This window comes from Escherichia sp. Marseille-Q3837 (assembly GCF_916618735.1).
In the GTDB taxonomy this organism is placed as follows: Bacteria; Pseudomonadota; Gammaproteobacteria; order Enterobacterales; family Enterobacteriaceae; genus Escherichia; species Escherichia ruysiae.
Genome location: NZ_CAKAKC010000001.1, coordinates 3,738,984 through 3,763,062, shown reverse-complemented (window position 1 = coordinate 3,763,062; position 24,079 = coordinate 3,738,984). Strand labels below are relative to the sequence as shown.

At 51.5% G+C, this 24,079-nt stretch carries 25 protein-coding genes and 1 tRNA gene; 14 read left to right on the top strand and 12 right to left on the bottom strand.

The window, feature by feature from the left end:
• Positions 1-12: 12 nt before the first annotated feature.
• On the bottom strand, positions 13-1,773 hold the full coding sequence (locus LG381_RS18295) for a Lon protease family protein (RefSeq protein ID WP_032225471.1): 1,761 nt from the start codon (positions 1,771-1,773) through the stop codon (positions 13-15).
• A gap of 185 nt (positions 1,774-1,958) precedes the next feature.
• Here LG381_RS18295 and matP point away from each other — a divergent pair, with 185 nt between their 5' ends.
• Positions 1,959-2,411, top strand: coding sequence for a macrodomain Ter protein MatP (gene matP / locus LG381_RS18290; RefSeq protein ID WP_000877169.1), 453 nt, complete (start codon positions 1,959-1,961; stop codon positions 2,409-2,411).
• A 75-nt stretch (positions 2,412-2,486) separates the two neighbouring features.
• Here matP and ompA read toward each other — a convergent pair whose 3' ends face one another.
• Together ompA and sulA are read right to left on the bottom strand one after the other, a co-directional pair.
• Positions 2,487-3,539, bottom strand: coding sequence for a porin OmpA (ompA, locus tag LG381_RS18285; RefSeq protein ID WP_024165063.1), 1,053 nt, complete (start codon positions 3,537-3,539; stop codon positions 2,487-2,489).
• Positions 3,540-3,894: 355 nt separating this feature from the next.
• On the bottom strand, positions 3,895-4,404 hold the full coding sequence (gene sulA / locus LG381_RS18280) for an SOS-induced cell division inhibitor SulA (protein ID WP_000288697.1): 510 nt from the start codon (positions 4,402-4,404) through the stop codon (positions 3,895-3,897).
• A gap of 217 nt (positions 4,405-4,621) precedes the next feature.
• On the opposite strand from sulA, the gene sxy reads away from it, so the two are divergent.
• On the top strand, positions 4,622-5,251 hold the full coding sequence (gene sxy / locus LG381_RS18275) for a CRP-S regulon transcriptional coactivator Sxy (protein ID WP_000839139.1): 630 nt from the start codon (positions 4,622-4,624) through the stop codon (positions 5,249-5,251).
• On the opposite strand, the gene yccS is transcribed toward sxy, so the two are convergent.
• Complete coding sequence (gene yccS, locus LG381_RS18270) at positions 5,214-7,376, bottom strand: YccS family putative transporter (protein WP_222679839.1); 2,163 nt, start codon at positions 7,374-7,376, stop codon at positions 5,214-5,216. The genes sxy and yccS overlap by 38 nt on opposite strands.
• A 9-nt stretch (positions 7,377-7,385) precedes the next feature.
• Positions 7,386-7,832: a YccF domain-containing protein gene (locus LG381_RS18265; protein ID WP_001261238.1), complete on the bottom strand. Its 447-nt coding sequence runs from the start codon at positions 7,830-7,832 to the stop codon at positions 7,386-7,388.
• 122 nt (positions 7,833-7,954) lie between these two features.
• Between LG381_RS18265 and helD the strand changes: the two genes are divergently transcribed.
• A complete protein-coding gene (helD, locus tag LG381_RS18260; protein WP_225762994.1) occupies positions 7,955-10,009 on the top strand; it encodes a DNA helicase IV in 2,055 nt (684 codons plus the stop codon).
• 31 nt (positions 10,010-10,040) lie between these two features.
• Here helD and mgsA read toward each other — a convergent pair whose 3' ends face one another.
• Positions 10,041-10,499, bottom strand: a complete 459-nt coding sequence (mgsA, locus tag LG381_RS18255; RefSeq protein ID WP_000424180.1) for a methylglyoxal synthase — start codon at positions 10,497-10,499, stop codon at positions 10,041-10,043.
• Positions 10,500-10,594: 95 nt separating this feature from the next.
• Complete coding sequence (locus LG381_RS18250; RefSeq protein WP_000847775.1) at positions 10,595-11,257, bottom strand: DUF2057 family protein; 663 nt, start codon at positions 11,255-11,257, stop codon at positions 10,595-10,597.
• A gap of 172 nt (positions 11,258-11,429) precedes the next feature.
• On the opposite strand from LG381_RS18250, the gene LG381_RS18245 reads away from it, so the two are divergent.
• Positions 11,430-11,843 (top strand): CoA-binding protein, encoded by a 414-nt coding sequence (locus LG381_RS18245; RefSeq protein ID WP_010348869.1) that lies wholly within the window; start codon positions 11,430-11,432, stop codon positions 11,841-11,843.
• A 44-nt stretch (positions 11,844-11,887) separates the two neighbouring features.
• On the opposite strand, the gene hspQ is transcribed toward LG381_RS18245, so the two are convergent.
• Positions 11,888-12,205 carry a heat shock protein HspQ gene (hspQ, locus tag LG381_RS18240; protein ID WP_001295356.1) on the bottom strand — a complete coding sequence of 106 codons (318 nt, stop codon included), beginning with the start codon at positions 12,203-12,205 and terminating at the stop codon, positions 11,888-11,890.
• Positions 12,206-12,262: 57 nt separating this feature from the next.
• A complete protein-coding gene (rlmI, locus tag LG381_RS18235; protein WP_000116321.1) occupies positions 12,263-13,453 on the bottom strand; it encodes a 23S rRNA (cytosine(1962)-C(5))-methyltransferase RlmI in 1,191 nt (396 codons plus the stop codon).
• A 93-nt stretch (positions 13,454-13,546) separates the two neighbouring features.
• Between rlmI and yccX the strand changes: the two genes are divergently transcribed.
• Positions 13,547-13,825, top strand: coding sequence for an acylphosphatase (gene yccX / locus LG381_RS18230; protein WP_024212532.1), 279 nt, complete (start codon positions 13,547-13,549; stop codon positions 13,823-13,825).
• Here yccX and tusE read toward each other — a convergent pair.
• The 3 genes from tusE to LG381_RS18215 form a co-directional block, all read right to left on the bottom strand.
• Entirely contained in the window at positions 13,822-14,151 is a 330-nt protein-coding gene (tusE, locus tag LG381_RS18225; RefSeq protein ID WP_000904442.1) for a sulfurtransferase TusE, read from the bottom strand. The two genes, yccX and tusE, sit on opposite strands and share 4 nt — an antisense overlap.
• 90 nt (positions 14,152-14,241) lie before the next feature.
• Positions 14,242-14,901, bottom strand: a complete 660-nt coding sequence (gene yccA / locus LG381_RS18220; RefSeq protein WP_000375136.1) for an FtsH protease modulator YccA — start codon at positions 14,899-14,901, stop codon at positions 14,242-14,244.
• A gap of 206 nt (positions 14,902-15,107) precedes the next feature.
• A tRNA-Ser gene (locus tag LG381_RS18215) sits at positions 15,108-15,195 on the bottom strand.
• A 405-nt stretch (positions 15,196-15,600) separates the two neighbouring features.
• Between LG381_RS18215 and hyaA the strand changes: the two genes are divergently transcribed.
• From hyaA to cbdX, 9 genes are all read left to right on the top strand, one after another.
• The gene (gene hyaA / locus LG381_RS18210; protein WP_010344442.1) at positions 15,601-16,719 is read left to right on the top strand and encodes a hydrogenase 1 small subunit; all 1,119 of its coding nucleotides are present in this window, start codon (positions 15,601-15,603) and stop codon (positions 16,717-16,719) included.
• Positions 16,716-18,509: a Ni/Fe-hydrogenase large subunit gene (gene hyaB, locus LG381_RS18205; RefSeq protein ID WP_222692129.1), complete on the top strand. Its 1,794-nt coding sequence runs from the start codon at positions 16,716-16,718 to the stop codon at positions 18,507-18,509. The genes hyaA and hyaB overlap by 4 nt, the downstream gene beginning before the upstream one ends.
• An 18-nt stretch (positions 18,510-18,527) precedes the next feature.
• Positions 18,528-19,238 carry a Ni/Fe-hydrogenase b-type cytochrome subunit gene (gene hyaC, locus LG381_RS18200; protein ID WP_222679843.1) on the top strand — a complete coding sequence of 237 codons (711 nt, stop codon included), beginning with the start codon at positions 18,528-18,530 and terminating at the stop codon, positions 19,236-19,238.
• Positions 19,235-19,822 carry a hydrogenase 1 maturation protease gene (gene hyaD, locus LG381_RS18195; protein WP_225762734.1) on the top strand — a complete coding sequence of 196 codons (588 nt, stop codon included), beginning with the start codon at positions 19,235-19,237 and terminating at the stop codon, positions 19,820-19,822. Before hyaC ends, hyaD begins: the two co-directional genes overlap by 4 nt.
• Complete coding sequence (hyaE, locus tag LG381_RS18190) at positions 19,819-20,217, top strand: hydrogenase-1 operon protein HyaE (protein ID WP_024224126.1); 399 nt, start codon at positions 19,819-19,821, stop codon at positions 20,215-20,217. Before hyaD ends, hyaE begins: the two co-directional genes overlap by 4 nt.
• Entirely contained in the window at positions 20,214-21,071 is an 858-nt protein-coding gene (locus LG381_RS18185) for a hydrogenase expression/formation protein (protein ID WP_105279479.1), read from the top strand. Before hyaE ends, LG381_RS18185 begins: the two co-directional genes overlap by 4 nt.
• 134 nt (positions 21,072-21,205) lie before the next feature.
• Complete coding sequence (gene appC, locus LG381_RS18180) at positions 21,206-22,750, top strand: cytochrome bd-II oxidase subunit 1 (protein ID WP_000263590.1); 1,545 nt, start codon at positions 21,206-21,208, stop codon at positions 22,748-22,750.
• 11 nt (positions 22,751-22,761) lie between these two features.
• Complete coding sequence (gene appB, locus LG381_RS18175; protein WP_225762733.1) at positions 22,762-23,898, top strand: cytochrome d ubiquinol oxidase subunit II; 1,137 nt, start codon at positions 22,762-22,764, stop codon at positions 23,896-23,898.
• 13 nt (positions 23,899-23,911) lie between these two features.
• Positions 23,912-24,004, top strand: a complete 93-nt coding sequence (cbdX, locus tag LG381_RS18170) for a cytochrome bd-II oxidase subunit CbdX (RefSeq protein ID WP_000270307.1) — start codon at positions 23,912-23,914, stop codon at positions 24,002-24,004.
• Positions 24,005-24,079: the final 75 nt, after the last annotated feature.

Genomic DNA, 24,079 nt, shown 5'->3' with positions numbered 1-24,079 from the left:
GAACAAGTCCGATCAGTTCGGAATAAACCAGTTCAGCCAACGTAATGGCCATGGAAAACGGTGACGTCCTTCCTGTTGCGATGCTTGCGCAATACGTTCCTGGATAGTTTGCATCAGCGTTGTCTGGCCTTCACCATCCCACACAAGATTTAATAATAAAGGCAGTGCGTCAGTCACATCGTCTACTGCCCAGATGGTGAATTTGCCTTCCTCTACCGCTTTCACCAGTTCACTGTGAAGACTTAAATGGCGAACGTTAGCGGTGGGGATAATGACACCTTGTTTCCCCGTTAACTCACGTTGCTGACAAATAGCAAAGAAGCCTTCGATTTTCTCATTCAAACCACCGACCGGCTGGGCGCGACCGAACTGATCGACTGAACCTGTGATAGCGATACTCTGATTCACCGGCACATCGGCAAGGGCACTTATCAGGGCGCAGAGTTCCGCCATCGAGGCGCTATCGCCGTCCACTTCGCTATATGACTGCTCAAACGTCAGCGATGCTGAGAAAGGGATCTGTTGCTCAAGCTGAAGCTCCGACATCAGGAACGCCTGCATGATCATCATCCCTTTAGCGTGTATGTTGCCGCCAAGCTCGGCCTTGCGTTCGATATCGGTAAATTCGCCATCACCAATATGCACAACGCAGCTAATGCGAGAAGGTTCGCCAAAAGCGCGTGGATGACCCGGAAATTCAATGACCGAAAGGGCATTGATTTGCCCGATGCGTTCGCCTTCGGTTTCAATCAGGATCTGCTCCTGAAGGATCTCATCCTGCATTCGTTCGGCAAGGAAGCCTTCGCGCCATTCCCGTTGTTGTAGCATTAAGTTTAGCTGCTCGCCGGTAAAGCTATTGCCTTCGCACAAGGATGCGACCTCTTTACACTGGCGGAGGATCCACTGCGGGCTAAGCGGCAGTGTTTCTTGTTCACCGGTGTAGCGTGCTGCTTCGCGGATAAGTACCGGCCAGGCATCCGCTCCCGGAGCAGGTAAGTGGTTATGTCTGGCGGTAAATGTCACCCAGCGACACCACTGGTTTACTGACTCCGCATCGACAATCTGCAGAGTATCTTCAAATTCGCTATAAATAGCCTGCTCAGAAAGCTCTGGCTCCATCTCCTGGAAATCAGCCAATGATTCGCGTTCGCCTACCAGAATGACTTTCAGCTTCAGTGGCATCGAAGGCACAGAGACGGGGAGAGGGCGCGACTCATCAAACGCTACCCAGTCAAAACGCTCGCGGTTAACGATGTTTTTCAGCCGCATCCACAGCAGAGGTTGCGCCAGCAGAGTACGCAAAGAGATGATGAGAATACCGCCATTTGCCTGATGCACCAGGCCTGGCTGCAAGGTAATGTCGCCATTAAACTGGCGCAGGCAGCCAAAGAGTTGTTCCGCTTCTACCCAGTCGGCAGCGACAACCTGCGTTAAAGTCGCAAAATTATCATCTACGCTCACTGCGTTACTTAAGCGAATGGTGTGGCCGGAAACCTCATAGTGACCACCCACCAGTTGGCCTGCATCGCTTTGTAGCGCACGTGCGGCATCGGCAATAAGATTCAGATACTCAGACTCTTCCGGGGCCTTTGCCAGCATAAAAGAGGAGGATGCTCGCGTATGCAGCAGCTGCTCCAGCGCAAATTGCAGTCGCGGTTGAGTATCACTGAATAAAGGATCGTTTTCGTCAATCAAATGTGGCTGAGCAAATATTTCCTGATAGCTATCGGTATCAGGAACCAGGTCACGCCATGCAAGTTTCGTAATGGTCAAAGTTGATGTTTTTTAGTCTGTTGTCAAAGCCGCGATTATACCGTAACCGGCACTGCAGCACACGTAGAAAGCACCGACAATACTCCTTGCATGGGCGTTAAAGCTCACAGGATGGAGATTCTTTTCATCACACAGTTAAAAAACTGATATTCTGTAAAGAGTTACACGGTAACATTGAGATCGCTATGAAATATCAACAACTTGAAAATCTGGAAAGCGGTTGGAAATGGAAGTATCTGGTGAAGAAACACCGTGAAGGGGAGCTAATTACCCGTTACGTAGAAGCCAGTGCCGCCCAGGAAGCCGTTGACGTGTTGCTATCGCTGGAAAATGAACCCGTGCTGGTAAATGGCTGGATTGACAAGCATATGAATCCAGAGCTGGTCAATCGCATGAAGCAGACTATTCGAGCCAGACGGAAACGCCATTTTAATGCGGAACATCAGTACACGCGTAAGAAATCAATCGATCTGGAATTTATTGTCTGGCAACGGCTGGCTGGTCTTGCACAGCGGCGCGGTAAAACACTTTCCGAAACGATTGTCCAGCTGATAGAAGATGCGGAAAACAAAGAGAAATATGCAAATAAAATGTCTTCTTTGAAGCAGGATTTGCAGGCTTTACTCGGAAAGGAATAACTTGCCAGGGTTATTTATTTTACTGAAGACGAAAAAAACCCCGCATGAAGCGGGGTTTTTTTACCAGACGAGAACTTAAGCCTGCGGCTGAGTTACAACGTCTTTGATGCCTTTAACTTCGATCTCTACGCGACGATCCGGAGCCAGGCAGTCAATCAGTGCAGCGCGTTGTTTCACGTTGTCACAGGTGTTGCCGGTAACCGGGTTGGATTCGCCCATACCACGTGCGGAGATCTTGTCAGACGGGATACCTTTAGAGATCAGGTAATCAACGACGGACTGAGCACGACGCTCGGACAGACCCTGGTTGTAAGCATCAGAACCGATGCGGTCAGTGTAACCCAGAACAACTACGGAACCGTCTTTCGGATCCAGGTTGCTCAGCTGGCTGTACAGCTGATCCAGAGCAGCCTGACCTTCCGGTTTCAGGGTTGCTTTGTTGAAGTTGAACAGAACGTCAGACTTCAGAGTGAAGTGCTTGGTCTGTACTTCCGGAGCTGGAGCCGGAGCCGGAGCAACTACCGGAGCTGCTTCGCCCTGACCGAAACGGTAGGAAACACCCAGGCTCAGCAGACCGTTGTCCGGACGAGTACCGATGGTGTGTGCGTCACCGATGTTGTTGGTCCACTGGTATTCCAGACGGGTAGCGATTTCAGGAGTGATCGCGTACTCAACACCACCTGCGAATACCGGAGAAACGCCGGTGTCGTGGTCTTTATAGGATGCGCCACCAGGTACATTAGCCTTGGTGTCTGCACGCCATACCATACCACCCAGACGAGTGTAGATGTCCAGATCGTCAGTGATTGGGTAACCCAGTTTAGCGGTCAGCTGAACGCCCTGAGCTTTGTATGCGCCATTGATGTTGTCGCCTTTGTACGGCATACGACCTAACCAGTCGTAACCCATTTCAAAGCCAACATACGGGTTAACCTGGTAACCACCAAAAGCACCTGCACCCAGTTGGTTTTCGTGGGTCGGACCATTGTTAGGAATGAAACCAGTGTCATGGTACTGGGACCAGCCCAGTTTAGCACCAGTGTACCAGGTGTTATCTTTCGGAGCGGCCTGCGCTACGGTAGCGAAACCAGCCAGTGCCACTGCAATCGCGATAGCTGTCTTTTTCATTTTTTGCGCCTCGTTATCATCCAAAATACGCCATGAATATCTCCAACGAGATAACACGGTTAAATCCTTCACCGGGGATCTGCTCAATATTAACTCTACCGATATCTTCGGCTTATGCCGAGCACCCCTGGCGATGTAAAGTCTACAACGTAGTTGAAAACTTACAAGTGTGAACTCCGTCAGGCATATGAAAAAAAAGATTTGTATAAGGCGCGTTTAACCTTTTTTGTTAACGACACTTTACAGCATAAAATCGCGGAAACCGCTTCAGACAAGCCTCCGCAGGGAAAGTTAGCCATGAGTGAAATCATCAGACGGGCGATAAAAAAAGTTCCAGGATTAATCCTAAATTTACTTAATGATACAAATTAGAGTGAATCTTTACCCCGGAAAGTTGTCTCGTGGCGTGAGAGGTTGTGCTTACTGGACGCATAATAAACCCCATTGCGTTACCTTCATTAGCGGCATCCACAAGCTCTGCATGTTCTTCTTCTGTCAGATCATCTGCTAACCAACCGATCACCACGCTGTAATTTCCCGTGCGTAAAGCGCGAACCATTGATTCCACCGTGTGGCAAGGGGAAAGCTGGTTTATCTGCATCACTTTCGTTAAAGGTAGCCCAGCAGCCTGAACCCATTCACGACTCAGTTTTTGTTTTGGTGTTAACCATAGTTGCCAACGTGATTGCTGACCGAGTTGCTGCAACAATGGCAAAAGCAGCAGTTGCGTCATCATGGGCTGATCTTCGCGATAGACAACTTCACTAATTAGCCCGGCTGTAGTGTTTTCCGTGGAGACACGCGCAATTTTGCTTGCTGCGGATGAGAACAACGAAGAACGATGTGCATAGCCTGAAGTGTACATAATCAATCCAGCCCTGTGAGTTACTGTATGAATATACAGTACATCCAGTGGCATCAAAGATCAACCCTAATTTCGGAAAGAGCCTCGCAAATTTTGTCGTTCGTGACCTGAAAACTTAAATTAATCTTGCCCCTTGATAATAAGTTGCCTATTTTCGTATTTAACGGATCCGTTAATGTGAATCATTCTTTTATATTATGATTTTAAAAGGAATTTTATGAAAAGCCTCTCTTATAAGCGGATCTATAAGTCACAAGAATACCTGGCTACGCTGGGCACCATTGAATACCGATCATTGTTTGGTAGTTACAGTCTGACCGTTGATGACACGGTATTTGCAATGGTTTCTGATGGCGAGTTGTATCTTCGGGCTTGTGAACAAAGTGCACAATACTGTGTAAAACATCCGCCAGTATGGCTGACATATAAAAAGTGTGGGCGGTTTGTTACCCTCAATTACTACCGGGTCGATGAAAGCCTATGGCGAAATCAACAAAAGCTGGTGCGCCTGTCGAAATTTTCTCTGGACGCCGCGCTTCAAGAGAAAAGTACGCGCAATATCCGGCAACGGCTGAAAGATTTACCCAATATGTCTTACCATCTTGAGGCTATTCTCGGGGAAGTGGGGATTAAGGATGTACGGGCGTTACGTATTCTTGGGGCGAAAATGTGTTGGCTGCGACTGCGGCAACAAAACAGTCTGGTGACAGAAAAAATCTTATTTATGCTTGAAGGCGCAATTCTCGGTATTCATGAAGCTGCGCTCCCGGTGGCACGCCGCCAGGAGCTTGCAGAATGGGCAGATTCTCTTACGCCGAAACAGGAGTTTCCTGCGGAACTTGAGTAATTCTGCGCTGCAGACGACCAATTTCTGGTAGTAATGCAATCAATAATCCGACTTGCTGTACAACCAGAGGTTCTTTGCTGTCTGCCCGTGGTTCAAGTTGCTGCATCTGTTGTTTCAGGCCAGCTAATGCCTGATTGACGCGTTCTTCATCAGCAGGTTGATGATGTAACGCGTCATCCACATAGCAAACTGCGTCATCAAGAAACGCCAGAATTTCAGGGTTAGTTAACTGCTCACGGTGTGCTCCGAGGGCAGAAATGTAACTGGTAAACGTATGGTTAAGGCAGAGTAACCGGAACGCGTCCTCGCGAATTTGCGGTGTGACATTCGGTTCGCTGGACATATTCGACACCACCGACGCCAGCTCTGCATCACGATTGTGTGCATCGCGACGAGCAATACGATATGCCAGACGGTTATCGCGCCCCTGGTGGTATTGTTCGAGAATAGCATCGAGATAACGGCAGTTGGCATCGGTTGCGCGCTCAAGCATTCGGGGCAGATTACGAAACCGCCAGTCTGGCCAGATGTAACTTACCGCTGCCCATGCAATGGCACATCCGATTAGCGTATCGATTACGCGAGGCAATGCCACTTCAAAACCTTCACCCAGCAAGTTAAAGCACAGTAGCACCAGAAGCGTAATGAACATCGTTGCATGAGCGTATTGCACGTTACGGAAGGCAAAAAAGAGAACACCGGTAATGACCAGCAGCACCAGTTGCCCTTCCAGTGACGGCACAAACCACAGCACAGGAATGCCAATCGCAATACCCACCAGCGTACCAATAATCCTTAATTTCAGGCGGTGGCGCGTGGCGTTATAGTTTGGCTGGCAGACAAACAAACTTGTCAGCAAGATCCAATACCCGTGATGCATCCCGGTTATCTGAATGATGGCGTAGCCGAAGCACAAGACCAGTGACATTCTTACCGCATGACGGAAGAGGGCGGATTCCGGCGTGAAGTGACGGCTAAGACGCAGCCAGATATCGCTCAACCCGTGCGGGCTGTCATCTGCGAGTTCATTTTCGTCATTATTATGGGGCAGCGCCTGTGCCTGTTCTGATTCAATTGTTGCCAGTTGGGCATCAATGGCACGTAAATTGTTCAGCAAAAATCCCAGTGTTTTGAGTAAATCGGCGGGCGCGCCGTTATCGCGCATCCGCTCAAGCGCAGCATCAATATGCGTAAAAGCGCGTTCAAAATGCGGATCGTGTTGATAAGGCTGACGCAGCAAAATACAGCGTGACAGTTGCTGGCAGGCCTGTCCCTGCATTGACATCAGTCGCTGGAAACGGAACAGCACGTCACTGTGGCGAAAATGTTCCCGCAACGTTTGATACTGAATATGGGAAGAGCTGGCACGCTCGTGGATATCCTGCGCTACAAAGTAGTAATGCAATGTGCGACGTGTCCCCCGCTGACCACGATCGCCGCGTAAACGAGTCAGCAACGAGAGTTTCGTCTGATTCAGTGTCGCCATCAGTTGCCCGTTGGCGAGAGCCAAATCGTACAGCGGTGCCTGGCTTTCATCCTCTATATCAGGATCGAACATGCGTGATTTCAGTTCCAGATAACGCGCCAGTTGTTCATAGCAACGCGCCAGATTGTCCTGCAATGGGCGGACAGGGAACAGTAGATGACCAATAAGCGTCAGAACGTTGTACCAGACGGCACCAGCAAGCAGATACATCGGCTGCTGATACCAGTGCTCATAGAGAGACGTCCCCAGCATGGTGTAAATGGCGATCAGCAACGCACCAAAGGCGATTGTTGCATAGCGTTGACCCAAACCGCCAAGCAAAATGAAACCGCTGGTGGAGAGCGTTAAGCCAATGGCAAATAACCAGGGCCAGGGGAAAAGGAGTTCTACCGAGGCCGAGGCAATAAAAAAGCAGAACAGCGTAATGATGAGGTTACGCAGACGCCCAGCCAGTCGGTCGTCGAGATCGGTTAGCGCCGCTGCCACCATTCCCAGTGTCAGCGGAATCGTCAGTTTTACATCACCCAGCCACCACGGAAACGCTGTGGTTCCACAAAGCGCAATAAAAATACGCGCGTAATACAGCCAGGCGCTGTTCCAGGTATAGCGTTTGAGCAAAGGACTTAGCATAAAAGCCATAATGTTAGATTATTCAAAACGACGTCGCGCATTGGCTTCACGCGCAGCACGAGCTGTTTCCACAGAAACTACGCGGCGACCGACTGGCCACAGTGCAATAGCGGCAATTTTAAAATTCGCAATGCCAACCGGAATGCCAATGATGGAAATGCATTGTGCGATACCTGTCGCAATGTGCATCAGGCATAACCACCAGCCAAAGAAAATCAGCCAGAAAATATTCAGTACCGTACCGCCAGTATTCAGCAGTACATTTTTACCTGCCGGATTCAGTTCATCGACATGAATGGCCTCATTGCCGTAAGGCACCAGAGACAGTTTGGTGATCTCCCAGCAGGATCGTGTCAGCGGTAAGGTAAAAATCAGCACAATACTGACCAGGGTTGCCAACAGCCAGCCCAGAGTGGTGGCAAATCCGCCAAGCACAAAGTTCAGAATGTTCAAAACGGTACGCATAAAACCTCGCTTTACTGTGGTTTTCAGTAATGGGCGGCAATTGTAACGTTTTTTTGGGCTGGAGCACGTTTTCTCTGACGGTTACACTGATAAGAAATAACATCGTGTGGATCTACAGAGTCATGGAACTGAAAGCGACAACTCTTGGCAAACGTCTGGCACAGCACCCTTATGATCGGGCGGTGATCCTCAATGCCGGGATAAAAGTCTCCGGCGATCGTCACGAATATCTCATTCCTTTCAATCAATTACTGGCAATTCACTGCAAGCGCGGTCTGGTATGGGGTGAGCTGGAATTTGTACTGCCTGATGAAAAAGTAGTGCGTCTGCACGGCACCGAATGGGGTGAGACGCAGCGTTTTCACCGCCATCTTGATGCTCACTGGCGGCGCTGGAGCGAGGAGATGAGCGAAATTGCGGCTGGCGTATTACAGCAGCAATTGGATCTTATCGCCGCACGCACCAACGATAATAAATGGCTGACGCGGGAGCAAACTTCTGGCGTGCAGCAACAAATCCGCCAGGCTTTGTCGGCGTTGCCGTTGCCGGTTAATCGACTGGAAGAATTCGATAACTGCCGTGAGGCGTGGCGCAAATGTCAGGCTTGGTTGAAAGATATTGAAGGCGCTCGGTTGCAGCATAATCAGGCGTATACCGAAACCATGCTTAATGAGTATGCGGATTTTTTCCGTCAGGTTGAATCTTCACCGCTTAATCCGGCGCAGGCTCGGGCAGTCGTTAATGGCGAACATTCTCTGTTAGTGCTGGCAGGCGCAGGAAGCGGTAAAACATCGGTGCTGGTAGCGCGTGCAGGCTGGTTGCTGGCGCGTGGTGAAGCGTCCCCTGAGCAAATTTTATTGCTGGCGTTTGGTCGCAAAGCCGCTGAAGAGATGGACGAGCGTATTCGCGACCGGCTACATACCGAAGACATTACCGCACGCACGTTTCACTCACTGGCGCTACATATTATTCAGCAATGTAGCAAAAAAGTACCCACAGTCAGCAAACTGGAAAATGACACCGCTGCCCGACATGAACTCTTTATTGCTGAGTGGCGCAAGCAATGCAGCGAGAAGAAAGCGCAGGCGAAGGGCTGGCGGCAATGGCTGACGGAAGAAATGCAGTGGTCAGTGCCAGAAGGTAACTTCTGGGATGATGAAAAATTACAGCGTCGTCTTGCCTCACGCCTCGATCGCTGGGTAAGTCTGATGCGGATGCACGGCGGTGCACAGGCAGAAATGATTGCCAGCGCGCCCGAAGAGATTCGCGATCTGTTCAGTAAACGTATCAAGTTGATGGCCCCGTTATTAAAAGCCTGGAAAGGTGCGCTGAAGGCAGAAAACGCCGTCGATTTTTCGGGCCTTATTCACCAGGCGATTGTGATTCTGGAGAAAGGTCGCTTTATCAGCCCCTGGAAGCATATTCTGGTTGATGAATTTCAGGATATCTCGCCGCAGCGCGCAGCGTTGTTAGCGGCATTACGCAAGCAAAACAGCCAGACGACGTTGTTTGCCGTTGGCGATGACTGGCAGGCGATTTACCGCTTCAGTGGCGCGCAAATGTCGCTCACCACGGCTTTCCATGAAAACTTTGGTGAAGGCGATCGCTGTGATTTAGACACGACTTACCGTTTTAACAGTCGTATCGGTGAGGTGGCAAACCGGTTTATTCAGCAGAACCCAAGCCAGCTGAAAAAGCCGCTAAATAGCTTAACCAATGGAGACAAAAAAGCCGTCACGTTATTGGATGAGAGCCAGCTTGACGCTTTGCTGGATAAGCTCTCTGGTTATGCCAAACCGGAAGAGCGCATTCTGGTTCTGGCGCGTTATCACCACATGAGGCCTGCCAGCCTGGAAAAAGCGGCAACACGCTGGCCGAAGTTGCAAATCGACTTTATGACTATTCATGCCAGCAAAGGGCAACAGGCGGATTACGTCATCATCGTTGGCTTGCAGGAGGGGAGTGATGGTTTTCCGGCTGCGGCGCGGGAGTCGATTATGGAAGAGGCGCTACTGCCACCGGTTGAGGATTTCCCGGACGCTGAAGAACGGCGGTTAATGTACGTGGCGCTGACCCGCGCACGCCATCGGGTATGGGCACTGTTTAACAAAGAGAATTCCTCTCCCTTTGTGGAAATACTGAAAAATCTGGATGTGCCGGTGGCGAGAAAACCGTAAGAAACAGGTGGCGTTTGCCACCTGTGCAATATTACTTCAGGCGTTCTGCGAGATAACGCTGATAATCGGGGATCAGAATATCGACCGCGTCGTTGAAATGCGGCGACTGGATGATGAAATCTGCCGTTGCCACGTTGGTGGCGACCGGAATGTTCCACACCGTCGCCAGGCGCAGTAACGCTTTCACGTCAGGATCGTGCGGTACGGCGTTTAATGGATCCCAGAAGAAAATCAGCACATCAATTTTTCCTTCCGAAATCAGTGCGCCCACCTGCTGGTCACCGCCCATTGGGCCGCTCAACATGGCGTTAACATTCATACCGGTAGCGCGGGAAATTAAGTTACCCGTGGTGCCCGTCGCATAAAGCTCGTGCTGTTCCAGTAATGGTTGATGCCGTTCCACCCAGCTCATGAGCATTTGTTTACAGTGATCGTGTGCCACCAGCGCAATATGTTTCCGCGCTGGTAAAGTGCGAGTCGTCAGTTCCATAATTTACATCCATAGTTAACTTTCCTACAGATTACTGTAAGCACTTATCGCTGCAAGATAAAGACCGAAAAAGCCTGCGCACAGGCACAAAAATCTCAGGAAGATGGTTGTTTTTCCGCCCATTGCAGGAAGTTATTGCGCGTTTGCGGATCTGCCAGTTTAAACCAATACTTCAGCCGTTGTTCAGTGAGCACCTGGGACTGTGGTGGGATGGCATCCAGTTCGGAAACACCAGAGAGCAGTGTACTGTCATCTGCCATCATGGTGGCAAATTGCGGTAGAGAAGCGCGTTTCGCGGATTTGTTATAACGCTCGACCTCGACTTCATAATCAATCGTTTTTGCGGTTGAAGTAATAGCCAGAATATCCAGCTTTACCGGAATCGGCGTCGCATCGCCATCTAACAATTCAAGGCGCGGCGTTGTGTCGAAATGATTGGCTTCCCGTTCATTCTCCAGGCGTGGCAGGCGAAAGTTCACCTGGCTAATGAGCTGTGTATTAAAACTGACGACCAGCGGCGGGGAGATATAAAGCCGTTCTTCACTACTGGAAAGATGGATAGTCTTCTCGACGCGAAACACTAACTGATGCGGTCCATTATCCAGTTCAATGCTATCCGCTCCGCGTAACAGAGAGCTTGAAACCTTTTTGCCGTCGAGTACCAGAAGATCAATATCGCTGGACAGCCGTAGCGTGGTGGCAAAAACGGATACCGGCAAACATAATGCAATCAAGGTGGTCAAAATGCCGGTTTTCATAGATAGCTCCTGTCTAATGACCGCCTGAATAATAATGTATCAAAATTTTTCTTTAATCATACTTACTAACATATAGACATGTTTTCCGCTTTTGCTCTCATTCATTCGTATTAGCTGCATGGTTGGTATGTTGGGATTGTCGTACACTTTGATAAATAGTCTGGAGGAAATGATGAAAGAGACCGATATTGCAGCCATTTTAACGTCCACTCATACCATTGCGCTGGTAGGGGCAAGTGATAAACCCGACCGTCCAAGTTATCGCGTGATGAAATACTTGCTTGATCAGGGCTATCACGTTATTCCGGTCTCACCTAAAGTCGCCGGTAAAACGCTGCTGGGTCAGCAGGGCTACGGCACGCTGGCAGAGGTTCCGGAAAAAGTCGATATGGTCGATGTTTTCCGTAATTCGGAAGCCGCGTGGGGCGTGGCGCAGGAAGCTATCGCCATTGGTGCGAAAACCTTATGGATGCAGCTAGGGGTGATTAATGAGCAAGCGGCTGTACTGGCACGTGATGCCGGGTTACAGGTAGTCATGGATCGCTGCCCGGCAATTGAGATCCCTCGCCTGGGGCTGGCTAAATAAAAAATACCCGGAAGGTTTTTGCCTTCCGGGTATTTGTATGGGGGTTAGTTACGCAGACGCGGCGCCTGGAGTTGTTTGCGGATGGTCTGCGCCAGCTCATCCATGGATGGCTGTTCAGGATGTTCATCCTGCAATTCGCTACTTAGCTGGGCTTCAGCCAGGTAGGTATGAACCGGTAGGCCGTTGTCATCCTCCATCACCACGTGATACCACGGAGCGGCGCGAAGCTCATCGTTCACCGCCAGCTCATCAGGCGACGGTTCAGAGAGCGAATAAACCGGGTCGATATCCACGACCACTCCGAGATAACCTAACAGGGAATGGCGGACCTGCTGGCCGATACCGAATTTGCTGGCAATCATAGTCACCTCCCGGGAAATCTTCACCTTTGATATAAGGGTAAAATTCCACATTTCAAGTTACATGACGCGACAGGCAAACCCTTTCAGATATAGCCCTTCCGGGTAGGTAGCGATCACCGGATGATCGGCTGCCTGACGGAACTGCTCTATAAATTGTATATCACGACCGGCATCAATTGCGGCATCCGCGATGATTTTCTGAAATAAATCGCTGGTCATCAGACCTGAACAGGAGAAAGTCAGGAGAACACCGCCCTCATTCAGCAACTGAATCGCCAGCATGTTGATGTCTTTATAGCCCCGGCAGGCGCCCATCAACTGGCTTTTGTTCTCAACAAACTTCGGCGGATCCATCACGATAACGTCAAATTTCTCCCCGCGATCGCGATAAGTTCGCAGCAATTTAAAGACGTCATCACGCACGAACTCTGCCTTGCTCAGATCCAGTTTGTTCAGCTCAACGTTCTGCCGTGCAATGTCCAGTGCTTCCTGGGAGGTATCAACGCTAACAACGTTGCTGCAACCGCCCATTAATGCCGATACCGCGAAACCACCGGTATAGGAGAAACAGTTCAGTACGCGTTTATTTTCAACGTAGCGGCGGGTTGCCAGGCGGCTGTCACGCTGATCCAGGTAGTAGCCCGTTTTGTGCCCGTGCTGAATGTCCACCAGCAGCTTCATACCGTGTTCTTCAATCGGCAGCAGGGCAGGCGGCAACTCGCCGGTGACGGGGCCCTGGGTCAACTCCATCCCTTCTTTTTTACGTACCGCGACGTCGCTGCGATCGTAAATCGCACATTCCGGGTACAGCGTTTGCAGGGCACTAATTAATGCCGCGCGCTGATATTCTGCGCCAGCACTCAGCAGTTGCAGCACCAGAAAATTACCGAAACGATCGATAGTAATACCCGGCAGGCCATCAGATTCTCCGGCGATTAAACGATAGCTGTCGAGGCCATCTTTTTGCGCCAGCCAGTCGCGCCACTTTTGCGCCTGTTGTAAGCGTCGGGTGAAAAAGGCAATGTCGATGGATTCCGAAGGATCGAAAGTCCAGACGCGAGCGCGGATTTGCGAAGCCGGCGAATAAGCGCCGCGTGCTAACCATTTTCCCTGATGATCAACAATATCGATGGTTTCACCGAGGCTGGCTTTACCTTCCATGCGGGCAACGGCCCCGGAAAAGACCCACGGATGGCGACGAAGTAATGATTTTTCGCGCCCTTTGGCTAACACTAAACGTACACTCATAATTTACTATTCTGTCGATGCAAAGAAATGGGCGCCATTGTCCGGAGTTTTCCATGGATTTGCAACGCAGCTATAAGAATAAGGAGAGCGGTGATGTCGAAAGTATGCATAATTGCCTGGGTTTTCGGGCGAGTTCAGGGGGTAGGCTTTCGCTATACCACGCAGTACGAAGCGAAAAAACTGGGATTAACCGGGTACGCCAAAAATCTTGACGATGGCAGCGTGGAAGTGGTTGCCTGCGGTGAAGAAGGGCAGGTGGAAAAATTAATGCAGTGGTTAAAGAGTGGCGGCCCGCGTTCTGCGCGTGTGGAACGGGTGCTCAGCGAGCCGCATCATCCCTCGGGGGAATTAACCGATTTTCGTATCCGTTAAATACATTTTACCGGTTTTGGCAGGCCAGCAATTTTGGTGGCTTGCTTAGCCGGACCTTTCGGAAACAGTCGGTATAAATATCGGCTGTTACCTTTTTCTTCGCCAAATTTATTCGCCATCGCTTTTACCAGCATACGAATCGCCGGAGAAGTATTAAATTCCAGATAGAAATCACGCACAAAACGCACCACTTCCCAGTGTTCTGGCGACAGCGAAATCCCTTCGTTCTCTGCAATCACCACTGCCAGCGGCTCACTCCACTGGCTGCTTTCTTTGAGATAGCCTTCGGTATCGGTCTCTATCTCTTTACCTTCGAAGATCAGCATAATTATTACTACCTTAATCAGACTGGCGGCAGTGTAACAAAAAACAAAGCCCCGCATAAAGCGAGGCTATGAAAGTGTTAGCGGGTGAGATTAATCGCGGCTGGCGAAGCCCAGAATGCTCAGCAGGCTGACGAAGATGTTGTACAGCGACACATACAGGCTAACCGTGGCACGAATGTAGTTCGTCTCACCGCCATGAATGATGTTGCTGGTTTCAAACAGAATTGCGCCAGAGGAGATCAGAATGAATACCGCACTGATTGCCAGATGCAGGGCAGGCAGTTGCAGGAAGATATTCGCTACCATTCCAATCAACACCACCACAATACCCGCCATCAGCATACCGCCGAGGAACGACATATCTTTGCGGGTGGTCAGCACATAGGCAGAGCAGCAGAAGAACACTAACGCCGTGCCGCCCAGTGCCATAGCGATTACGTCACCCATTCCGGCAGACAGATAGGTGTTCAGAATCGGGCCGAGGATATAACCCAGAAAACCGGTAAAGGCGAACGCGGAGATAATCCCGGTCGGCTTATTCGCCGTTTTATAGGTCAGGAACATCAAACCATACATCCCCACCAGCGTCAGAATCAGACCCGGAGATGGTAGCATCAGAACCGTACTGGCAGTCGCGGTAATCGCAGAAAAGGCCAGCGTCAGGCTCAGCAAGAAATAGGTATTACGCAGCACCTTATGGGTGCTAAGTAGCGATGTACGGTCATGTGAAGAACTAACTATACGATCCATGGAGTCACTCTCTATGACAGGTGTAATTAATAAAGCAGCATAATGATATTGCCGAAAGCTACCCAGAGGTTTTACCCATCTTTACGCATTTGATCTGGAACAGGTTTAGCAAAGACAGATTAAGTCATTGGGATGGCATAACGGCATGGTGATTTTGACAGATAAAAGAAAAAGGGGTTAGCATTTAGCTAACCCCTTATCTTATTTGGCGGAAGCGCAGAGATTCGAACTCTGGAACCCTTTCGGGTCGCCGGTTTTCAAGACCGGTGCCTTCAACCGCTCGGCCACACTTCCGGAATGACGCGAACTATAAACATCCCGATGCGTCGTGTAAACCCCCAATGTGTTTGTTTGCCTGAAAAACAGACAAAATCGTGTTGGTTGCGTGAAATAACAGCAATTTGCGCATTCCATCGCCATAAAAATCGCTTCATAACCTTCCTGCGGCAAACCTTAAGGAAAATAAGGTTCATTTTTATCGCTAAAAGATAAATCCACATACTCTGTGTTGTTTTGTGCAAAAGTTTCACTACGCTTTATTAACAATACTTTCTGGCGACGTGCGCCAGTGCAGAAGGATGAGCTTTCGTTTTCTGTCTCTCTCGTGAAGCGATGGTTTGCCTTGCTCCAGGGACGTCGCTTGCCGACCAAAAGCGCCCGGCACTCCAGTCGGTGTCGCAAGGAGAAGAGACGTGCTATATGAATAACGAGGAAACCTTTTACCAGGCTATGCGACGTCAGGGGGTTACCCGGCGAAGTTTTCTTAAATATTGCAGTCTGGCTGCCACGTCGCTGGGATTAGGCGCGGGGATGGCACCAAAGATTGCCTGGGCGCTGGAGAATAAACCGCGCATTCCAGTGGTGTGGATCCACGGTCTTGAATGCACCTGCTGTACCGAATCTTTTATCCGTTCTGCTCATCCGCTGGCGAAGGATGTCATTCTTTCCCTTATTTCTCTCGACTACGACGATACTCTGATGGCTGCCGCAGGCACTCAGGCAGAGGAAGTCTTTGAAGACATCATCACGCAATACAACGGCAAATATATCCTCGCAGTAGAAGGTAACCCGCCGCTGGGCGAGCAGGGGATGTTCTGTATCAGTAGCGGTCGACCGTTTATTGAGAAACTCAAACGTGCAGCTGCCGGAGCCAGTGCAATTATTGCCTGGGGCACCTGTGCGTCCTGGGGCTGTGTGCAAGCCGCCCGACCCAATCCGACGCAGGCCACCCCCATCGACAAAGTCATCACCGACAAACCGATCATTAAAGTGCCCGGCTGCCCGCCGATCCCGGATGTGATGAGCGCCATCATTACTTACATGGTGACATTCGATCGTCTGCCGGATGTCGACAGAATGGGGCGTCCGCTGATGTTCTACGGTCAGCGAATCCACGATAAATGCTATCGCCGCGCTCACTTTGATGCCGGAGAGTTCGTCCAGAGTTGGGATGATGACGCCGCGCGTAAAGGTTACTGCCTGTACAAAATGGGCTGCAAAGGGCCTACCACCTATAACGCCTGTTCCTCCACACGCTGGAATGATGGCGTTTCTTTCCCAATCCAGTCTGGTCATGGCTGCCTGGGCTGTTCTGAAAATGGTTTCTGGGATCGCGGTTCGTTCTATAGCCGCGTGGTCGATATTCCGCAGATGGGAACGCACTCTACCGCCGATACCGTGGGCTTAACCGCGCTTGGTGTCGTGGCTGCGGCTGTTGGCGTACATGCAGTCGCCAGCGCCGTTGACCAGCGCAGACGTCATAACCAGCAACTTGCAGAAGCCGAACAACAGCCGGGCAACGAGGATAAACAGGCATGAGCACTCAGTACGAAACTCAGGGATACACCATCAACAATGCCGGACGCCGCCTGGTGGTCGACCCGATTACGCGCATCGAAGGTCATATGCGCTGCGAAGTGAATATTAACGATCAGAATGTGATCACCAATGCTGTTTCTTGCGGCACTATGTTTCGCGGGCTGGAGATCATCCTGCAAGGCCGCGATCCGCGTGATGCGTGGGCGTTCGTTGAGCGTATCTGCGGCGTCTGCACTGGCGTACACGCTCTGGCTTCGGTCTATGCAATTGAGGATGCCATCGGCATTAAAGTGCCGGACAACGCCAATATCATCCGTAATATTATGCTGGCGACGCTCTGGTGCCACGACCATCTGGTGCACTTCTATCAGCTCGCCGGGATGGACTGGATAGATGTATTAGATGCGCTGAAAGCCGACCCACGGAAAACGTCAGAACTGGCGCAAAGCCTCTCCTCGTGGCCGAAATCATCCCCTGGCTATTTCTTCGACGTACAAAACCGCCTGAAGAAATTTGTTGAAGGCGGGCAGTTGGGGATCTTCCGCAATGGCTACTGGGGGCACCCGCAGTACAAACTGCCGCCGGAAGCCAACCTGATGGGCTTTGCCCACTATCTCGAAGCCCTCGATTTCCAGCGGGAGATCGTCAAAATTCACGCCGTTTTTGGTGGTAAAAACCCGCATCCGAACTGGATTGTCGGCGGGATGCCGTGCGCCATTAACATTGACGAAAGCGGCGCGGTCGGGGCGGTCAATATGGAACGCCTGAACCTGGTTCAGTCGATCATTACCCGCACGGCGGACTTCATTAACAACGTGATGATCCCCGACGCCTTAGCCATCGGTCAGTTCAACAAACCGTGGAGTGAAATCGGCACTGGTCTTTCTGATAAATGCGTCCTTAGCTACGGCGCATTCCCGGATATTGCCAACGACTTTGGCGAGAAAAGTCTGCTGATGCCAGGTGGTGCGGTAATCAATGGCGACTTCAACAATGTGCTGCCAGTGGATTTGGTTGATCCGCAGCAGGTGCAGGAGTTTGTCGATCACGCCTGGTATCGGTATCCCAACGATCAGGTTGGGCGTCATCCATTCGATGGTATTACCGACCCGTGGTACAACCCTGGCGATGTCAAAGGCAGCGATACCAACATTCAGCAACTGAATGAACAGGAACGTTACTCGTGGATCAAAGCGCCACGCTGGCGCGGTAACGCGATGGAAGTAGGGCCGCTGGCGCGCACGTTAATCGCCTACCACAAAGGCGATGCTGCGACCGTTGAGTCGGTCGATCGCATGATGTCGGCGCTGAACCTGCCGCTTTCTGGCATCCAGTCAACGTTAGGCCGCATTCTGTGCCGCGCGCACGAAGCGCAGTGGGCCGCAGGTAAGTTGCAGTACTTCTTCGACAAGCTGATGACCAACCTGAAAAACGGCAATCTCGCCACTGCCTCCACTGAAAAATGGGAGCCTGCGACCTGGCCGAAAGAGTGCCGTGGCGTCGGCTTTACCGAAGCGCCGCGCGGGGCGTTAGGTCACTGGGCCGCCATTCGCGATGGCAAGATTGATCTCTACCAGTGCGTGGTGCCGACCACCTGGAACGCCAGCCCGCGCGATCCCAAAGGGCAGATTGGCGCATATGAAGCGGCGCTGATGAACACCAAAATGGCGATCCCCGAGCAACCGCTGGAGATCCTGCGTACTCTGCACAGCTTTGACCCGTGCCTCGCCTGTTCAACACACGTGCTGGGCGACGACGGTAGCGAGCTTATCTCCGTGCAGGTGCGTTAACAGCGAAGGAGAATCATCATGCAAGAGAAAAGCGACAACGTTGTCAGCCACTATGTCTTTGAAGCGCCAGTCCGTATCTGGCACTGGCTGACGGTGTTATGCATGGCGGTGTTGATGGTCACCGGTTACTTTATCGGCAAGCCGCTGCCTTCGGTCAGCGGCGAGGCGACGTATCTGTTCTATATGGGCTACATCAGGTTAATTCACTTCAGCGCCGGAATGATTTTTACCGTGATATTGCTGATGCGGATTTACTGGGCGTTCGTGGGTAATCGCTATTCACGCGAGCTTTTCATTGTGCCGGTATGGCGTAAAAGCTGGTGGCTGGGCGTGTGGTATGAAATCCGCTGGTATCTGTTTCTGGCAAAACGCCCGAGTGCCGACATCGGTCATAACCCCATCGCCCAGGCGGCGATGTTCGGCTATTTCCTGATGTCGGTCTTTATGATCATCACCGGTTTTGCGCTGTACAGCGAACACAGCCAGTACGCTATTTTTGCGCCATTCCGTTATGTGGTGGAGTTTTTCTACTGGACGGGCGGCAACTCGCTGGACATTCACAGCTGGCATCGGCTGGGGATGTGGCTAATTGGTGCGTTTGTGATCGGTCATGTCTATATGGCGCTGCGTGAAGACATCATGTCTGATGACACGGTGATCTCCACGATGGTGAACGGTTACCGCAGCCACAAGTTTTTTAAAGTCAAAAGCAACAAGGAGCGTTCATGAGCGAGCAGCGCGTGGTGGTGATGGGGCTGGGCAACCTGCTATGGGCCGATGAAGGTTTCGGCGTGCGGGTGGCGGAACGGCTATATGCACATTATCACTGGCCCGAAAACGTGGAGATTGTCGATGGCGGCACTCAGGGGCTGAATTTGTTGGGCTACGTTGAAAGCGCCAGTCACTTGTTGATCCTCGATGCCATTGATTATGGGCTGGAGCCAGGAACGCTACGGACATATGCCGGAGAGCGCATTCCGGCATACCTTAGCGCAAAGAAAATGAGTCTGCACCAGAACAGTTTCTCCGAAGTGCTGGCGCTGGCGGATATTCGTGGACATTTGCCTGAACAAATCGCCCTGGTCGGGCTGCAACCGGCAATGCTCGACGACTACGGTGGCAGCCTGAGCGAACTGGCACGGGAGCAACTGCCCGCTGCGGAACAATCGGCGTTGGCGCAGCTGGCTGCGTGGGGAATTGTGCCGCAACCGGCTAATGAATCGCGCTGTCTCAATTATGACTGTCTGTCGATGGAAAACTATGAAGGCGTTCGCTTGCGCCAGTACCGGATGACACTGGAGGAGCAGGGATGAGCAACGACACGCCATTTGATGCGTTGTGGCAACGAATGCTGGCGCGCGGCTGGACGCCGGTCAGTGAATCCCGTCTTGATGACTGGCTTACGCAAGCGCCAGACGGCGTGGTGTTATTAAGCAGCGATCCGAAACGCACGCCAGAGGTCAGCGATAATCCGGTAATGATTGGCGAATTATTGCGCGAGTTTCCCGATTATACATGGCAGGTAGCGATTGCTGACCTTGAGCAAAGCGAAGCCATCGGCGATCGCTTTGGTGTTTTTCGCTTTCCCGCCACACTGGTGTTTACCGGCGGTAGCTATCGCGGCGTGCTGAATGGTATTCACCCGTGGGCGGAGCTGATAAACCTGATGCATGGGCTTGTCGAACCGCAACAGGAGCGTGCCTCATGAGTGACACTTTTTTCCATTTACTGGGGCCAGGAACGCAACCTGATGACGACAGCTTCAGTATGAATCCGCTGCCGATCACCTGCCAGGTGAATGATGAACCGAGTATGGCGGCACTGGAACAGTGTGCTCATAGCCCGCAGGTGATTGTGCTGTTAAACGAACTGCAACAACAGCTAAGTCAACGTATCCCCCCTTTGGGCGAGGTACTGGCAGTCGATCTGTTCAATCTCAACGCTTACGATCGCCACTTTATCAATACGCTTCTCGGGGAAGGGGAAGTGTCAGTTCGCATCCAACACGTTGATGGCAGTGAAAGTGAAATTCAGGAGGCAATTTTTTGCGGATTATGGCGAGTGCGCAGACGTCGCGGAGAGCAGTTACTGGAAGACCGTCTGGAGACTGGCTGCGCGCCGCTGCCTTTGTGGCAGGCGGCAACGCAAAACGTCTTGCCGACAGATTCGCTGTTACCGCCACCCATCGATGGCCTGATGAACGGACTGCCGTTGGCTCATGAATTGCTGGCGCATGTGCGTAACCCTGACACGCAGCCGCACAGTATTAACCTGACGCAATTGCCCATCAGCGAGGCTGACCGGCTGTTTCTCTCGCGCCTTTGCGGGGCGGGGAATATTCAGATTCGCACCATTGGCTATGGCGAGAGCTATATCAACGCCACCGGGTTACGCCATGTCTGGCATTTACGTTGCACGGACACCCTAAAAGGCCCGCTGCTTGAGAGTTATGAAATCTGCCCTATACCGGAAGTTGTGCTGGCAGCGCCGGAAGATTTGGCTGATTCTGCGCAGCGGTTGGGCGAGGTGTGTCAGTGGCTGGTGGAAAACGAGCAACAGTGAAAACGGCGGCAAATGTCGCTTTCAGTCTTATGAATATCGCAATCAGCGAATACGACCACCTACAAACTGTAAGGATAAAAAGGGAGATCTACTATTAAAGGGTTATTTCCCTCTCTTCGCCTACAGGAGTTCGCATGTGGGATGTTATTGATTTATCGCGCTGGCAGTTTGCACTGACCGCGCTGTACCACTTTTTATTCGTGCCCCTTACCCTGGGGCTGATTTTTTTGCTGGCTATCATGGAAACCATTTACGTGGTCACCGGCAAAACAGTCTACCGCGATATGACGCGTTTCTGGGGTAAGCTCTTCGGTATCAACTTCGCTCTCGGTGTGGCCACCGGCCTGACGATGGAGTTTCAGTTTGGTACTAACTGGTCATTCTATTCCAACTATGTGGGCGACATTTTTGGCGCACCGCTGGCGATGGAAGCATTAATGGCCTTCTTCCTCGAATCCACCTTTGTCGGTCTGTTCTTCTTCGGCTGGCAACGGCTGAATAAATACCAGCATCTGCTGGTGACCTGGCTGGTGGCATTCGGTTCCAATATCTCCGCATTGTGGATTTTGAATGCTAACGGCTGGATGCAGTTCCCGACCGGCGCGCATTTCGATATCGACACCCTGCGTATGGAGATGACCAGTTTCAGCGATCTGGTTTTTAACCCTGTCAGCCAGGTGAAATTTGTCCATACGGTGATGGCGGGCTATGTGACCGGGGCCATGTTTATTATGGCGATCAGCGCCTGGTATTTACTGCGCGGACGGGAGCGTGATGTTGCGCTACGTTCGTTCGCCATCGGTTCGGTCTTTGGCACACTGGCGATAATCGGCGCGCTGCAACTTGGAGACAGTTCTGCTTATGAAGTCGCACGCGTTCAGCCGGTAAAACTGGCCGCAATGGAAGGGGAGTGGCAAACCGAACCCGCACCTGCGCCGTTCCATCTCGTTGCCTGGCCGGAACAGGATCAAGAACGTAATGCCTTTGCCATCAAAATTCCCGCACTGTTAGGGATCCTCGCCACTCACTCATTAGATAAGCCCGTTCCGGGGCTGAAAAATTTGATGGCTGAAACCTATCCACGCTTGCAACGCGGACGTATGGCCTGGCTGCTGATGCAGGAGATCTCGCAAGGTAACCGGGAGCCACATGTGTTGCAGGCATTCCGGGAGTTGGAAAGCGACCTTGGTTACGGCATGTTGCTCTCCCGCTATGCGCCGGATATGAATCATGTCACACCGGCGCAGTATCAGGCAGCAATGCGTGGCGCTATTCCACAGGTTGCGCCGGTGTTCTGGAGTTTCCGCATCATGGTGGGCTGCGGTTCGCTGCTGTTACTGGTAATGCTGATTGCGCTCGTTCAGACGCTGCGCGGTAAAATTGACCAGCATCGTTGGGTGCTGAAAATGGCGCTCTGGAGTTTGCCACTGCCGTGGATTGCCATTGAAGCCGGGTGGTTTATGACCGAGTTTGGTCGTCAGCCGTGGGCGATTCAGGACATCTTACCGACATACTCCGCGCACTCCGCGTTAACCACGGGACAACTGGCTTTCTCACTGATCATGATCGTAGGGCTTTATACCCTGTTCTTAATCGCCGAAGTCTACCTGATGCAGAAATATGCCCGTCTGGGGCCGAGCGCGATGCAGAGTGAACAACCGACGCAGCAACAGGGGTAAAGGAGAGAATCATGTTTGATTATGAAACATTGCGCTTCATCTGGTGGCTGCTGATTGGCGTCATCCTGGTGGTCTTTATGATCTCCGATGGATTTGACATGGGGATTGGCTGTCTGTTGCCGCTGGTGGCGCGTAATGATGATGAACGTCGGGTATTGATTAACAGCGTTGGCGCACACTGGGAAGGCAACCAGGTCTGGTTGATTCTTGCGGGCGGTGCATTATTTGCCGCCTGGCCCAGAGTCTATGCAGCGGCGTTTTCCGGCTTTTATGTGGCGATGATTCTGGTGCTGTGCTCGCTGTTCTTTCGCCCGCTGGCTTTTGATTATCGTGGAAAAATCGCTGATGCGCGCTGGCGTAAAATGTGGGATGCCGGTCTGGTCATCGGTAGCCTGGTGCCGCCGGTGGTCTTCGGTATCGCGTTCGGCAATTTGTTACTTGGCGTGCCGTTTGTCTTCACGCCGCAATTACGCGTGGAGTACCTCGGTTCTTTCTGGCAATTGCTGACACCGTTCCCATTACTGTGTGGTTTGCTCAGTCTGGGCATGGTGATTTTACAAGGTGGCGTCTGGTTGCAACTAAAAACGGTCGGAGCTATTCACCTGCGTTCGCAACTGGCGATCAAACGCGCTGCGCTGTTGGTCATGCTGTGCTTTTTGCTGGCGGGGTACTGGCTGTGGGTGGGTATTGATGGCTTTGTATTGCTCGCCCAGGATGTTAACGGCCCGTCCAATCCGTTAATGAAACTGGTTACAGTACTGCCCGGTGCCTGGATGAATAATTTTGTTGAATCGCCGATTTTGTGGATCTTCCCGCTGCTGGGTTTTTTCTGCCCATTACTGACGGTGATGGCTATTTATCGGGGTCGCCCCGGTTGGGGATTTCTGCTGGCCTCATTGATGCAATTTGGCGTTATCTTCACGGCGGGCATCACGCTGTTTCCGTTTGTCATGCCTTCGAGCATCAGTCCGATCTCCAGCCTGACGCTGTGGGACAGCACCTCCAGTCAGATGACGTTGAGCATTATGTTAGTAATTGTGCTGATATTTTTGCCTATTGTGTTGCTCTACACTGTATGGAGCTACTACAAAATGTGGGGGCGCATGACAACTGAAACGCTTCGCCGTCACGATAGTGAGCTGTACTAAGGAGGGATGATCAATGTGGTATTTATTGTGGTTCGTCGGAATTTTGTTGATGTGTTCACTCTCCACCGTGGTGTTGGTATGGCTGGAACCGCGTCTGAAAGGTTGATTTGACGCACAACAAACGTAGGCCTGATGAGACGCATCAACGTCGCATCAGGCAATAATGCGAAACATGAAAAAC

Bases quoted from the DNA above. Each gene is read 5' to 3' on its own strand.
- cbdX (WP_000270307.1), top strand. From the start codon at position 23,912: ATGTGGTATTTATTGTGGTTCGTCGGAATTTTGTTGATGTGTTCACTC.
- yccX (WP_024212532.1), top strand. From the start codon at position 13,547: ATGTCGAAAGTATGCATAATTGCCTGGGTTTTCGGGCGAGTTCAGGGG.
- helD (WP_225762994.1), top strand. From the start codon at position 7,955: ATGGAACTGAAAGCGACAACTCTTGGCAAACGTCTGGCACAGCACCCT.
- LG381_RS18265 (WP_001261238.1), bottom strand. From the start codon at position 7,832: ATGCGTACCGTTTTGAACATTCTGAACTTTGTGCTTGGCGGATTTGCC.
- hyaA (WP_010344442.1), top strand. From the start codon at position 15,601: ATGAATAACGAGGAAACCTTTTACCAGGCTATGCGACGTCAGGGGGTT.
- LG381_RS18245 (WP_010348869.1), top strand. From the start codon at position 11,430: ATGAAAGAGACCGATATTGCAGCCATTTTAACGTCCACTCATACCATT.
- hyaC (WP_222679843.1), top strand. From the start codon at position 18,528: ATGCAAGAGAAAAGCGACAACGTTGTCAGCCACTATGTCTTTGAAGCG.
- matP (WP_000877169.1), top strand. From the start codon at position 1,959: ATGAAATATCAACAACTTGAAAATCTGGAAAGCGGTTGGAAATGGAAG.
- sxy (WP_000839139.1), top strand. From the start codon at position 4,622: ATGAAAAGCCTCTCTTATAAGCGGATCTATAAGTCACAAGAATACCTG.
- hyaB (WP_222692129.1), top strand. From the start codon at position 16,716: ATGAGCACTCAGTACGAAACTCAGGGATACACCATCAACAATGCCGGA.
- hyaD (WP_225762734.1), top strand. From the start codon at position 19,235: ATGAGCGAGCAGCGCGTGGTGGTGATGGGGCTGGGCAACCTGCTATGG.
- ompA (WP_024165063.1), bottom strand. From the start codon at position 3,539: ATGAAAAAGACAGCTATCGCGATTGCAGTGGCACTGGCTGGTTTCGCT.
- rlmI (WP_000116321.1), bottom strand. From the start codon at position 13,453: ATGAGTGTACGTTTAGTGTTAGCCAAAGGGCGCGAAAAATCATTACTT.
- yccS (WP_222679839.1), bottom strand. From the start codon at position 7,376: ATGGCTTTTATGCTAAGTCCTTTGCTCAAACGCTATACCTGGAACAGC.
- LG381_RS18250 (WP_000847775.1), bottom strand. From the start codon at position 11,257: ATGAAAACCGGCATTTTGACCACCTTGATTGCATTATGTTTGCCGGTA.
- yccA (WP_000375136.1), bottom strand. From the start codon at position 14,901: ATGGATCGTATAGTTAGTTCTTCACATGACCGTACATCGCTACTTAGC.
- tusE (WP_000904442.1), bottom strand. From the start codon at position 14,151: ATGCTGATCTTCGAAGGTAAAGAGATAGAGACCGATACCGAAGGCTAT.
- hspQ (WP_001295356.1), bottom strand. From the start codon at position 12,205: ATGATTGCCAGCAAATTCGGTATCGGCCAGCAGGTCCGCCATTCCCTG.
- appC (WP_000263590.1), top strand. From the start codon at position 21,206: ATGTGGGATGTTATTGATTTATCGCGCTGGCAGTTTGCACTGACCGCG.
- appB (WP_225762733.1), top strand. From the start codon at position 22,762: ATGTTTGATTATGAAACATTGCGCTTCATCTGGTGGCTGCTGATTGGC.
- mgsA (WP_000424180.1), bottom strand. From the start codon at position 10,499: ATGGAACTGACGACTCGCACTTTACCAGCGCGGAAACATATTGCGCTG.
- LG381_RS18185 (WP_105279479.1), top strand. From the start codon at position 20,214: ATGAGTGACACTTTTTTCCATTTACTGGGGCCAGGAACGCAACCTGAT.
- sulA (WP_000288697.1), bottom strand. From the start codon at position 4,404: ATGTACACTTCAGGCTATGCACATCGTTCTTCGTTGTTCTCATCCGCA.
- hyaE (WP_024224126.1), top strand. From the start codon at position 19,819: ATGAGCAACGACACGCCATTTGATGCGTTGTGGCAACGAATGCTGGCG.